The sequence below is a fragment of the Bradyrhizobium sp. 147 genome, assembly GCF_023073935.1.
Taxonomy (GTDB): domain Bacteria; phylum Pseudomonadota; class Alphaproteobacteria; order Rhizobiales; family Xanthobacteraceae; genus Bradyrhizobium.
Genome location: NZ_JADPKL010000099.1, coordinates 38,662 through 51,126 on the forward strand (window position 1 = coordinate 38,662; position 12,465 = coordinate 51,126).

The 12,465-nt window shown below is 64.8% G+C and carries 11 protein-coding genes; 1 reads left to right on the forward strand and 10 read right to left on the reverse strand.

The features are described 5' to 3' along the window. From IVA87_RS25990 to IVA87_RS26015, 6 genes are all read right to left on the reverse strand, one after another. The gene (locus tag IVA87_RS25990; protein ID WP_247275957.1) at nucleotides 1-435 is read right to left on the reverse strand and encodes a hypothetical protein; all 435 of its coding nucleotides are present in this window, start codon (nucleotides 433-435) and stop codon (nucleotides 1-3) included. A 567-nt stretch (nucleotides 436-1,002) separates the two neighbouring features. Continuing rightward, the gene (lexA, locus tag IVA87_RS25995) at nucleotides 1,003-1,704 is read right to left on the reverse strand and encodes a transcriptional repressor LexA (protein WP_247275958.1); all 702 of its coding nucleotides are present in this window, start codon (nucleotides 1,702-1,704) and stop codon (nucleotides 1,003-1,005) included. A 177-nt stretch (nucleotides 1,705-1,881) separates the two neighbouring features. After that, a complete protein-coding gene (glp, locus tag IVA87_RS26000) occupies nucleotides 1,882-3,093 on the reverse strand; it encodes a gephyrin-like molybdotransferase Glp (RefSeq protein WP_247335694.1) in 1,212 nt (403 codons plus the stop codon). Between the two features lie 221 nt (nucleotides 3,094-3,314). After that, nucleotides 3,315-3,521: a hypothetical protein gene (locus IVA87_RS26005; protein ID WP_247295402.1), complete on the reverse strand. Its 207-nt coding sequence runs from the start codon at nucleotides 3,519-3,521 to the stop codon at nucleotides 3,315-3,317. Between the two features lie 158 nt (nucleotides 3,522-3,679). Beyond that, nucleotides 3,680-4,303, reverse strand: coding sequence for an HAD family phosphatase (locus tag IVA87_RS26010; protein WP_247335696.1), 624 nt, complete (start codon nucleotides 4,301-4,303; stop codon nucleotides 3,680-3,682). A 16-nt stretch (nucleotides 4,304-4,319) separates the two neighbouring features. Further along, nucleotides 4,320-5,453, reverse strand: coding sequence for an alpha-hydroxy acid oxidase (locus tag IVA87_RS26015; RefSeq protein ID WP_247295398.1), 1,134 nt, complete (start codon nucleotides 5,451-5,453; stop codon nucleotides 4,320-4,322). 319 nt (nucleotides 5,454-5,772) lie between these two features. Between IVA87_RS26015 and IVA87_RS26020 the strand changes: the two genes are divergently transcribed. Then, complete coding sequence (locus tag IVA87_RS26020) at nucleotides 5,773-7,110, forward strand: S41 family peptidase (protein ID WP_247295395.1); 1,338 nt, start codon at nucleotides 5,773-5,775, stop codon at nucleotides 7,108-7,110. Nucleotides 7,111-7,192: 82 nt separating this feature from the next. Here the strand turns inward: IVA87_RS26020 and IVA87_RS26025 are convergent, their stop codons facing one another. The 4 genes from IVA87_RS26025 to trpD form a co-directional block, all read right to left on the reverse strand. Then, entirely contained in the window at nucleotides 7,193-9,913 is a 2,721-nt protein-coding gene (locus IVA87_RS26025) for an EAL domain-containing protein (RefSeq protein WP_247295391.1), read from the reverse strand. A gap of 175 nt (nucleotides 9,914-10,088) precedes the next feature. Next, nucleotides 10,089-10,607, reverse strand: coding sequence for a cyclic pyranopterin monophosphate synthase MoaC (gene moaC / locus IVA87_RS26030; RefSeq protein ID WP_247295389.1), 519 nt, complete (start codon nucleotides 10,605-10,607; stop codon nucleotides 10,089-10,091). A gap of 1 nt (nucleotide 10,608) precedes the next feature. Beyond that, nucleotides 10,609-11,430 carry an indole-3-glycerol phosphate synthase TrpC gene (trpC, locus tag IVA87_RS26035; protein WP_247295387.1) on the reverse strand — a complete coding sequence of 274 codons (822 nt, stop codon included), beginning with the start codon at nucleotides 11,428-11,430 and terminating at the stop codon, nucleotides 10,609-10,611. Nucleotides 11,431-11,437: 7 nt separating this feature from the next. Beyond that, entirely contained in the window at nucleotides 11,438-12,451 is a 1,014-nt protein-coding gene (trpD, locus tag IVA87_RS26040) for an anthranilate phosphoribosyltransferase (protein WP_247295385.1), read from the reverse strand. Nucleotides 12,452-12,465: the final 14 nt, after the last annotated feature.

Genomic DNA, 12,465 nt, shown 5'->3' on the forward strand with positions numbered 1-12,465 from the left:
TCAGCCAATCGGCAAGCGCGTGATCGTCGACCGGCTATCGGCGACGATCTGCGGCTTGTGCTCGCGCTCGCTGACCGGCTGCGTCACCGGCAATTGCAGCACGGTTGCGCGCTGGCCTTCGACGAGCTGCGTCACCAGCACGTATTTGCCGTCGGGGAATTCGATCGCGTCATGATGGCGGTCGGGTATGTGCGGATCGATCTTGCCGAACTTGCCGACGCGGGAGTTGATGGTGCGCGTCCAGATCCAGCGATTATCGTAACGGACGTTGTCGGCGAAGGCGAGCTCCGTTCCCGGCAGCAGGCAGACGGCCACGGTCGGATCGGCCGCGGAAGCAAAGCCGCGCGTTGAGGTGCCGCGGAACGTTGTCGACACGATCGTCTCGCCGACTTCGGCGGGGCGAGATGCAACGGCATGCAGGCTGTAGTCACACATCGGGTGCTCCTCATTCGAAGATAGCAACCCGCGCCTCCTTCGGAGGCGCAAGCCTCTATCAGAGTGGAAGCACGTAACGCTCTGCTCCGTTGTAGGCAAATCTGCGGCTGGCGTTGCCGGACGCGATCACATTATCTTTCCCGAAGCCATAGGAACAAAGCTCGCTTCAGTGCATTCGGCGGATGCGAGCGCCCGTGGCCTACGGGCGCCGACCAGGGGAATGTGGCCAGCTTCGCCGTGGCTGTCGGTCGATGGCAGTTCGGGCGTTGCGGAAATGCTCGCTCCCTGCGTGCGCTGACTTGCGTGCGTGGTGCTGCAATCGAGTTGCGAATGCTTGCGCGGCCGATCAAGCGATCAGCACGCTGCGAAGGCGCTTAAGGCGATCCTGCACATCGTAATCTCCTAAGATCTCTTCACAAGCGATGAGTGCTTGGGGCCGCATGCCGAGGATGGAGCGCCGGAGAGAGGGGCCGGATAATCTGCGCAAGACCAAAAGACTATCCAGCTGGAGCGGACCGTCGTCCGCTCCAATCGGAATCATTGGTATCGAATGACCGCTAGCTCGTCTCAGTACTTGCGGTACAGCCCGATCAGCTTGCCCTGAATCTTCACCCGGTTCGGCGGCAGGATGCGCACCTCATAGGCGGCATTGGCGGGCTCGAGCGCGATCGACGCCCCCCGGCGGCGGAAGCGCTTGAGCGTCGCTTCCTCGTCGTCGATCAGGGCCACCACGATGTCGCCGGTATCGGCGCTCTCGTTACGCTGGATCAGCGCCATGTCGCCATCGAGAATGCCAGCTTCGACCATCGAATCGCCGCGCACTTCGAGTGCGTAGTGCTCGCCTGAGCCGAGCATGTCGGGCGGCACGCTGATGGTGTGACTGCGGGTCTGCAACGCTTCGATCGGCGTGCCGGCCGCGATGCGACCCATCACGGGCACCGCAACGGGACGCTCGCCCTCGTCTGCGGAAGAACTGGAGCTCGCGCGCACCTTGCCGAGATTGCCCTCGATGACGCTCGGCGTGAAGCCGCGGCGGCTGCCGGCGGCGGCCTGGAGCTCGGGCAGCTTGATCACCTCGATGGCGCGGGCGCGGTTGGGCAGGCGGCGGATGAAGCCGCGCTCCTCGAGCGCAGTGATCAGGCGATGGATGCCCGATTTCGAGCGCAGGTCGAGCGCATCCTTCATCTCATCGAAGGAGGGCGGCACGCCGCTTTCCTTCAGACGTTCGCTGATGAACCGCAGAAGCTCGTATTGTTTGCGCGTTAACATCTCGACCAAAGTCCCCCGGTTGATGTCGTTCGATTCCGAGACGCTGAATTGGAGCGGTAGACCGCTACATGCTCGAAACAAATCATGAACGGACACTATATGTTCCATATGTGTTCCGCAACTGCTTAATTTACCGTGAACGCGGCAAAGTTCGCGGAACGCGTGTAGTGGATGCGTTCAGACGGGCAGGCGCAGCACCTCGCAAGGCGAGCCGGCCTCTGCCTTCGGAGCGAACGGTGCGCGGACGAGAAGTGCCTGTGCTGCAGCGAGATTCGCAAGCAGCGAGGAATCCTGGTGATCGACGGGAAGGGCCACCAGCGTGCCGTCGTCGCGCGTCTCCAGATGTGCGCGCAGATAGTCCGCGCGCATATCGTTTGCGTCCACATCGCGGCCGAGCACGGCGCGCTCTTGTCGGTGATGAATCACGGATCGTCCCGACAAGGCGCGAATCAGCGGCACCAGGAACAGGAAGGCGCACACGTAGGATGACACGGGATTACCCGGCAGGCCGATCACGCGCATCGCGCCGAGCCGCCCATGCATCATCGGCTTGCCCGGGCGCATCGCGATCTTCCAGAACGCCATCGCGACGCCTTCGTCCCTCAGCGCCTGCTGGACCAGATCGTGGTCGCCGACCGACGCGCCGCCGCTCGTGACCAGGATCTCGGCGCCGCTCTCGCGGGCGCGGCGGATGCCGGCAGTGGTGGCCTCCAGCGTATCGGCGACAATGCCAAGGTCGATGGTATCGGCCCCCTCGCTGCGGGCGAGCGCGTGCAGGGCGTAGCCGTTGGAATAGACGATCTGGCCGCGACCGGGCGTGGTTCCCGGCATTACCAGTTCGTCGCCGGTGGCGAGGATCGCGACCTTCGGACGGCGGCAGACGGCAAGCTGCGGATGATTCATGGCGGCGGCGAGTGCGAGATCGCGCTCGGTGAGACGGGTTCCCTTGCGCAGGAGCAGGTCGCCTTCGGAGAAGTCGACGCCCGCGGGGCGGATGTGGCGGCCGGCAATGGCGGCTTCCTTGATCGTGATGCGCTTGCCGTCCGCAACCGTGTCCTCCTGGATCACGACTGCGTCGGCACCGTTGGGAATGACGCCGCCGGTGAAGATCCGCACGGCTTCGCCGGGGCCCAGCGTTCCCGCGAATGGACGACCCGCCGCCACCTCGCCAATCAAGGTGAGCGCACTATCGAGCTTTGTTGCATCGCTCGCGCGCACCGCGTAGCCGTCCATCGCCGACATTGCTTCCGGCGGCTGTGTGCGCAGCGCCGCGACATCGCGTGCGAGCACGCGATGATAGGCCTCGTTGAGGGAAACCATCGCTTCAGGCAGCGGCTCCGCACCTGCCAGCACCGCGGCAAGCGCGTCAGAAACCGGCATCAAGGCCAAGGGCGGAAACTCCTGCTGAGCATATCGGCAATGGGCGGCGAAAGTTCTAGCCGAGTGCAGGCGTGAGGCAAAGGCGCCGACAGGATGATTTATCCTGCGTGATCTCCGTCATGAAGAATCGTGCGCAGACCGGTCACGGCATGATCCGGAAGGCGAGACAGACCGGTACGAGGATAGCCATGGCGAGGACGACAAGGATGAGCGCCACGGCCAGCATCGGATCAACTCTGCGTCTGTTCGCCCGAACTGACGCCGGCTGTCACGTCCGGAGCTTTGGGGCTTTGATCCTTGTCCGGCAGCGGATCGGCCTGCGACTTTAGGTCGGCGGCCTTGCTGATCAGCTTGGCGGAGAGGCGCGAATCCGAGGTGGTCTTGGCGAATTCGAGCAGCAAGGAGGCTTGCTTTGTGAGGTAGGCTTTGCCCAGCACGAGAATAAGTCCGATGTAGACGTCCCAACGGACTCATAGAGTCCGGAGGGAGGTATTCCGTTCCCGGAACTCTGTACAAAAATGTACAAAGTGAATTGGTCCCTACCCGAGCGGATTTGGGTGCCCGGAACCCGACCCGATCCGGTCGGCATCGGTGGTCAAATTCCCAACCCTAGCAAGGCCTTGCCGACATCACCGGGCGAGGTGACATGCACCGCCGTCAGTCCACGCGCTCGCGCCCCCTCGATGTTCTCGGCAAGGTCGTCGAAGAAGACGATTCGGCTGGCTGGCAGGCCGATCGCCGCCACGACATGATCGAACGCCTCTGCATCCGGTTTGCGCAGGCCGATGCTGGACGACAGATAGAGCTCGCGGAAATGCCCGAGCACCCCGGCATATTCCTTCGAGAAATAGTCGACATGTGGCCGGTTGGTGTTGGAGAAGGCATATAGCGGCACCTGCTTCGCCGCGCGCGGCAAGAGCTCGGCGATCTCAGGCATCTCGCCGGCGAAGATCGCGTTCCATCCCTCCAGAAATTGCGCGTCGGAAATGCCGATCCCGAGCGATGAACGCAGCGATTGGAAATAATCCTCGTCGCTGATCTTGCCGACCTCGTGCAGCCGGTAGGCCTCGTCACGCACATAGCGTGCGACGATGGCCTCGGGCTGGCAGCCCGCATGCCCCGCCCAGCAGGCGATCGCCTTGGAGAAATCGATATCGAGCACCACGCGGCCGAGATCGAACAGGAGCGCATCGGCGCTACCGGGGGAGAGTGAGGTCATCGCGTTCTTTCACTTTTCAGTATCGGTAGGGCTCGTGGTCGAACAGCGGGAACGCGCTGAACACGCTCGGCGCATTCGTTGCGGTCGCCTGATGCAGGCAGGATTTGTCGACTTCGGCGAACGAGGTGGCACCCAGGAGGCCGAGGCAGCGCAGCACTTCGTCCTCCAGCAGTTCCAGCATTCGCATCACGCCTGCTTCGCCGGCCGCGGCCAGCGCCCAGCATTGCAGCCGGCCGATGCCGACGATGTCGGCGCCGGCCGCGATCGCCTTGACGATGTCGGTGCCGCGGCAGAAGCCGCCATCGACCATGATCTTGGCGCGGCCCTTCACCGCCTCGACGATTTCAGGCAGCACATGCATGGCGCCGCGGCCGTGATCGAGCTGACGGCCGCCATGGTTGGAGACGTAGATCCACTCGACACCGTGATCGATCGCGATCTGAGCGTCCTCGGCGGTGGCGATGCCCTTCAGGATCAGTGGGATCCTGAACTTGTCCTTGATCATCTTCACCGTCCGCCATTCCAGACCCTTCTGGAAATCGCCGCCGGTCGCGCGCAGGCGGCTTTCGCGAACGTAGCGCTTGGCGATGTCACGTTCGCGACGGCTGTAATGGGCGGTGTCGACAGTCAGGCAGAACGCGGCATAGCCGTTCTTCTCGCTCCGGCTGACGACATCGGCGACGAAGGCATCGTCGCCGCGGACATAGAGCTGATAGAGCCGCAGCGCGTCGGGCGCGGCCTCGCCGGTCTTCTCGAGCCCCGGCTCGGACACCGAGCTCAACATGTGCGCCGCACCGAAGGTGCCGGCGGCGCGCGCGACGCTTGCCGCGCCATCGGGATCGAAGATCTCCAGCGCACCGACGGGGGCGAGCACCACCGGCAGCCGCATCCTGCGGCCGAACTGCTCGACGGAGCCGTCGACCTTGCGAACGTCGCGCAGCACGCGCGGGCGGAAGGCGATCTCGTCCAGCGCCATGCGGTTGCGGCGCATCGTGGTCTCGGTCTCGGCAGCGCCGACGATGTAGTCCCAGGCATTCTGGTTGAGGTTGGCGCGCGCCTTCCGGATGAACTCGTGCAGGTTCTGGAACGGCTCGTTGCTGGCGCCGAGTTCGACGTTCCTGTCCGGCCGGATGCGGGGCGCGTCATTCATTGTTGTCCTCCCGAGAATTTGAAGTCTTGTCGCCATCGCCTAGCGTGTCCGGCCCTCCAAAACCATCCTAAAATCGCATAGCTGCGAGGCGTGGGCGGCCGACCGATGCCGCGTTGCGCGAAGCGGTTTCGGAACGTTGCCAAAAGTTTAAGCCGAAGCGAAGGGATTTCGCCGGCGTACTGCCGCCGGCCTTCCAGGCGGCCTTGAAGAAACCAGAATGGTGTTGTGAGAGGTGACCTGGATCGCCATTTGCATGGCGGCTTCCAAGCCCGAGAGATAAGCCCTCAACAGAACCGCTAAGCAAAAGGCCAGCCTATCCATGCGGAAAACCCTGCTGTTCCCCCTGGGCGCGCTCACGGGAGTGTGTCTGACCCTTCTGGTAGCCAGTCCCCACGGCAGCGTGTGGGCGGCACGGGCGGCGGCGAGCGCGGACGATGCCTATTCCCAGCTCAATCTGTTCGGCGCAGTGTTCGAGCGGGTCAAGGCGAACTATGTTGAGAAGCCCGACAATGCCAAGCTGATCGAAGGCGCGATCACGGGCATGGTGACCTCGCTCGATCCGCACTCGCGCTACATGAATGCCAAGGCCTGGACCGAGATGCAGGAGACCACCTCCGGCGAGTTTGGCGGGCTCGGCATCGAGGTCACGATGGAGGATGGCCTCGTCAAGGTCGTCTCGCCGATCGACGACACGCCGGCCTCGAAGGCCGGCATCATGTCCGGCGACCTCATCAGCAAGATCGACGGCGAGGCCGTGCAGGGCATGACGCTCGAGCAGGCCGTCAACAAGATGAAGGGGCCGGTCGCCACCAAGACCAAGCTCACCATCGTGCGCAAGGGTGCCGACGCGCCGCTCGACGTCGCGATCACCCGCGAGATCATCCATGTGCGCCCGGTGCGCTTCCACGTCGAGAATGGCGACATCGGCTATATCCGCATCACCTCGTTCAACGAGCAGACCACCGACGGCCTGAAGAAGGCGATCGCGTCGGTCTCCAAGGAGGTCCCTCCGGAGAAGCTCGCAGGCTATGTTGTGGACCTGCGCAACAATCCCGGCGGCCTGCTCGACCAGGCCGTCTCGGTGTCGAGCGCATTCCTCCAGCGTGGCGAGGTCGTCTCGACCCGCGGGCGCAATCCGGAAGAAACCCAGCGCTTCACCGCGCATGGCGGCGATCTCACCAAGGGCAAGCCGCTGGTGGTTCTGGTCAATGGCGGCTCGGCGTCGGCTTCCGAGATCGTGGCCGGCGCCCTGCACGATCACAAGCGCGCGACGATCATCGGCACGCGCTCGTTTGGCAAGGGCTCGGTGCAGACGATCATTCCGCTCGGCGCCGGCAACGGTGCGCTGGCGCTGACCACGGCGCGCTACTACACGCCGTCGGGCCGCTCGATCCAGGCCCAGGGGGTCGCGCCCGACGTCGAGATCCTCCAGGACGTGCCGCCCGAGCTGAAGGGCCGGATGGATACCATGGCGGAGTCCCAGATGCGCGGGCACCTGTCGGCCGCCGATGGCACTGAGCAGACCGGTTCCCAATCCTACGTCCCGCCGGAGGAGAAGGACGACAAGGCGCTGCATGCGGCCTATGACTTCCTTCACGGCGTCACCGCGAATGCCGTCGCCGCCAAGCGCGCGACGAAGGCTGCGGTGCCGAACTAGACCTGACGGCCTTCAGACATGGATCGCCAGGGAGCGGATGACCGCTTCTGGGCGATTTCGTTTGCGGCGCAGTCTTCGAAGCCTAACCGGCCTCGCGGCGTCGGCTCTCGCTGCCTTCGCGTCGGGCGAGACGGCTGCGATGCAGCGCGAACAGCTCCAGCATCTTGTCGGCCGGTTTTGCGGCGCTGAAAAGATAGCCCTGCATCTCCGAACAACCGAGCGCCCGGAGCAGACGCTGCTGCTCTTCGGTTTCGACGCCCTCGGCCGTGGTGGTCATGCGGCGGGCGCCCGCTAAGTTGACGACGGCCTGGACGATGCTGGCGGAGCCGTCGGGGCCGGCGATGTCTTCGACGAAGCAGCGGTCGATCTTGATCTTGTCGAAGGGGAAGCGGTGCAGATAGCTCAGCGACGAGTAGCCGGTGCCGAAATCGTCCAGCGCGATGCGCACGCCGATGGCGCGAAGCTGGTGCAGGATCGCCAGCGCTGCTTCGTCGTCGCGGATCAGCACGGCCTCGGTGATCTCGAGCTCGAGCCGGCTAGCCGGGAGGTTCGAGGCGGCCAGGGCCGCCATGATCTTGAGCGCCAGCGTGCCGCTCTTGAATTGCACTGGCGAGACGTTGACGGCGAGGCGGATGTCGTCGGGCCAGTTGGCTGCGTCCCGGCAGGCGGTCGCCAGCACCCACTCGCCGATCTCGTTGATCAGGCCGGTGTCTTCGGCAATCGGGATGAACTCGGCTGGCGAGACCATGCCGCGCTCGGGATGGCGCCAGCGCACGAGCGCCTCGCAGCCGGTGATGCGGTCATCCTTCAGGCCGAGGCAGGGCTGGTAATAGACCTCGAGGCCGCCATGGGCGATGGCGTGACGCAGGTCGATCTCGAGCTGCCGCCGCTCGCGAACCTTAGCGTCCATATCCGGCTCGAAGAAGCGATAGGTGCGGCGTCCGGCGGCTTTGGCGGCATACATCGCCATGTCCGCGTTCTTCAGGATCTGATCGAGCACCTCGCCGTGTTCCGGCGCCAGCGCAATGCCGATGCTGGCGTCCGCGGTGAGATGATGGCCCATGCAGTCGAAAGGGGTGCGGATGGCCTGGAAGACCCGTGCGACGAGATCGTTGACCTGGTCCGGCGAGGTCACCGCGCTCTGCACGATGGCGAATTCGTCGCCCCCGAGCCGGGCCACGAAATCCGCCGGGCCGGCACAGCGGCGCAGGCTCTGCGCGATCGACTTGAGCAGCTCGTCGCCGACGAGATGGCCAAGCGCGTCGTTAACGCCCTTGAACTCGTCAATATCGATATAGTGCACCGCGATCTGTTCGCCTTCAGTGATGGCGGCCAGCTCTTGCCGCAGATGCTCGTGGAACATGGTGCGGTTGGGCAGATCGGTCAGCGCGTCGTAATGGGCGAGGTGGGTGATGCGCGCCTCAATCCGGCGGCGCTCGGTGATATCCTCATGCGTCGCCACCCAACCGCCGTCCGCAAGCGGCTCGTTGACGATCTGGATCGAACGGCCGTCGGAGGTGTCGACGACCATGGCGTTGCGCACATGGACGCCGCTCAGTACGCGCGCAACGTAGTCGTCGACATCGCCGGTGAACGAGCCCGTCGCTTTGCGATGGGCGATGATGTCGTGGAAGCTGCAACCGGGCTTCACGGTCGCAGCCGACAGCCCGTACATGTCGATGTAGCGTTGGTTACAGATCACGAGCCGCCGCTCGGAATCGAACAGCAGAAGGCCCTGAGTCATGTTGTTGACGGCGCGGTCGAGACGCTGCATTTCCAGCATCAGCCGTTCCCGCGAGAGGCGGTGCTGCTCCAATAGCTTGCGCACGATCGCGATCAGCACGCCCGCGATGGCGAGCGCAGAAGACGCGGCGACCGAGATCAGGATCCTAATCTGCTCGCGCCAGTCCGTCAGGGCCGCCGCGCGCGTCATGGTGGCCATGATCAGGATCGGGAAGTGGGGCAGGGCACGGGAGGAGATCAGCCGGTCTTCTCCGTCGACGGGGCTCACGAAGCGGCCGGCGAAGTGATCGAGCCCGAAAACCCTCTGTTGCGAGAACGGGCCGGTTTTGAAATTCCGTCCCATCAATTCGCTGGAAAGCGGATAGCGGGCGAGCAGCGTGCCGTCTCGATGCAGCATCGAGATCGTCGCGCCTTCGCCGAGCACGACGGAAGCGAAGAATTTCTCGAAATTAGCGGGCTCGATACCGCGCCCGACGACGCCCAGGAACTCGCCGTTCGGCCCCAGGATCTTGCGCACGATCAGGATGGTCCAGGCACCCGAGATGCGACTGTGCAGCGGCTCGATCAGCACGTCAGGCGAATGCGGATCGTATTTGAAGGTGCGGAAATAGGCGCGATCGGCAACGTTCACTTTCGGGGCGGGCCATGCCGTCGACGAGTTGACGAGATTGCCTTCGGCGTCGATGACGTTGACCCCGCCCATGTAGGGCAACGCCTCGATCTTCGAGCGCAGCATCCGGTGGACGTCCTGCCCCGACAGGCGCCTGCGATAATCCTCCGCGTCACGGATGCCCGTCGCGCGGACGTGGTCGACGAAATCCCGTTGGATGACCGCAAAATCCTGCAATTGCTGGTCGAAATGATGGGCGAGCATCAGCACGGTGTTTTCCAGCTCGCGGCCGGAGTTGCGCAGCGCACGTTCGCGGAAATTCTGCGCCATCAGCGTCGCGCCGACGGCGATCGCCGCGATCAGCAGCGTGCCGCCCACCACCAGCCAGCGGATCGGTCCGCTGCGCACGAAGGCCTGGTCAAAGAGGCGACTGCCGAATCTCGTCATCATGCTGGATCATTGCCGTGCACACGCCAGGATCAATTCCTGACCTCGAAAACACCCGTTGGTTTACGGGAACGGTATGGAGGCGAAGTTAGGAAGCGCGGTTAACGCGATGTGAACGGCCGGGTGCAAAGGCAACCGATGTGCGCGGCGCAGAGGGTGGATCGCTGAAGTCCGCGGGTCAGGCGCGGTAATGGCCGGACTTGCCGCCGAGCTTCTCGACGAGATGGATGCCCTCGATGCGTACGCCGCGCTCCACCGCCTTGATCATGTCGTAGATCGTGAGGCAGGCGACCGAGACGGCGGTGAGCGCCTCCATCTCGACGCCGGTGGGACCGGTAACCTTCACGCTGGCGCGGACGAGGCAACCCGGCAGTTTCGCGTCGGGCCCGATGTCGACCGTGACCTTCGATAGCGCGAGTGGATGGCAGAGCGGGATCAGCTCGGAGGTGCGCTTGGCGGCCATGATTCCGGCAATGCGCGCAGTCCCGAGCACGTCGCCCTTCTTGGCGTTGCCGGACACGATCAGCTCGAGCGTCGCCTCGGTCATGATGACGCGGCCTTCCGCCACCGCAAGCCGCTCGGTCGCGGGCTTGTCCGAGACGTCCACCATCCGCGCTTCGCCGGACTCGCCGATATGGGTGAGGGCAGCGCCGGCCTTCGACCTGGCTGGGATTGTCTTGGATGGCTTGCGCGCCATGTCAGCGCGTACCCGTCGCGCGCGGCGCCGTCTCGCGCGCCAGCAGCGTGCGCGTGGCGGCGGTGACGTCGGCCTGCCGCATCAGGCTCTCGCCGACGAGGAAGGTCGACATGCCGACGCGCTCGAGCCGCGCAAGATCCGCGGCTGTGAAGAGGCCGCTCTCGCCGACCATCAGCCGGTCCCCGGGGATCAGCGGCGCCAGAGCCTCGCTGGTCGCAAGGGTGGTTTCGAAGCTGCGCAAATTACGGTTGTTAACGCCGATCATCGGCGAACGAAGTTTCAGCGCGCGGTCGAGCTCGGTGCGGTCGTGGATCTCGATCAGCACATCCATGCCGTAGGCGAAGGCGGCATCTTCGAGGTCTCTGGCAGCCGCATCGTCGAGCGCGGCCATGATGATCAGGATGCAATCGGCGCCATGCGCGCGAGCCTCCGCCACCTGGTAGGTGTCGAACATGAAGTCCTTGCGCAGCACCGGCAGCGAGGTTGCCGCGCGCGCCGCCAACATGAAGTCGAGATGGCCCTGGAACGAAGGCGTGTCGGTCAGCACCGAGAGGCAGGCGGCGCCGCCGGCCTCATAGGCTTTGGCAAGCTGGGGCGGATCGAAATCGGCGCGGATCAGTCCCTTCGACGGCGAGGCCTTCTTGATCTCGGCGATCAGCGCGTAGTCGCCATTGGCGTGCTTCGCCTTGATCGCGCGCACGAAGCCGCGCGGGGCGGCTTGCGCCTTGGCCTTTGCCTCGACAATCGAGAGCGGCTGCGCGCGCTTGGCCGCGGCAATCTCCTCGCGCTTGTAGGCCTCAATCTTGGTCAGGATATCCGACATGTCAGGCTCAGCCGTTCGAGACCGCGATCAGATGTTTCAGCCGCGCGCTCGCGGCGCCGCTGTCGAGCGATTTTGCGCCGATCGCCACCCCTTCCTTGAGGTCCTTGGCGCGTCCGGCCACGACGAGCGCGGCGGCGGCGTTGATCAGCGCGACGTCGCGGTACGGGCTCGGTCTGCCGTCGAGCACGCTTTTCAGCGCGATGGCGTTGGCATCGGCGTCGCCGCCTTTGAGTGCGCCCGTCTCGCAGCGCGATAGGCCGGCCTCCTCGGGCGTCACCTCGAAATTCCGGATCTCGCCATTGTGGAGCGCGGAGACGAAAGTCGGGCCGGTGAGGGTGATCTCGTCGAGGCCGTCGGAGCCGTGCACTACCCAGGCGGACTCCGAGCCGAGGTTCTTGAGCACCTGCGCCAGCGGCTGCACCCATTGCCGCGAAAACACGCCGACCATCTGCCGCTTCACGCCGGCCGGATTGGAGAGCGGACCGAGCAGATTGAAGATCGTGCGCGTCGCGAGCTCGACCCGGGTCGGGCCGACGTTCTTCATCGCGGGATGGTGCGCGGGGGCGAACATGAAACCGATGCCGCATTCGCGCACGCAGTGTCCGACCTGCTCGGGTCTGAGGTCGATCTTCACGCCGAGCGAGGCCAGCACGTCAGCGGCGCCCGAGCGCGACGACAGCGCGCGGTTGCCATGCTTGGCCACCGGCACGCCAGCGCCGGAGACGATGAAGGAGGCGCATGTCGAGACATTGACGGAGCCGGAGCCGTCGCCGCCGGTGCCGACGATGTCGACCGCATCAGGCGGCGCCGTCACGGTCAGCATCTTGGAGCGCATCGCCGTCACAGCGCCGGTGATCTCGTCCACGGTCTCGCCGCGCACCCTGAGCGCCATCAACAGGCCGCCCATCTGCGAGGGCGTGGCCTCGCCGGACATCATGGCATCGAAGGCGGAGGCGGCTTCGTCACGCGACAGGCTGGCGCCGGTCGCCACTTTTCCAATGATCGATTTCAGGTCGTCCATCGCGTGCTTTCAAC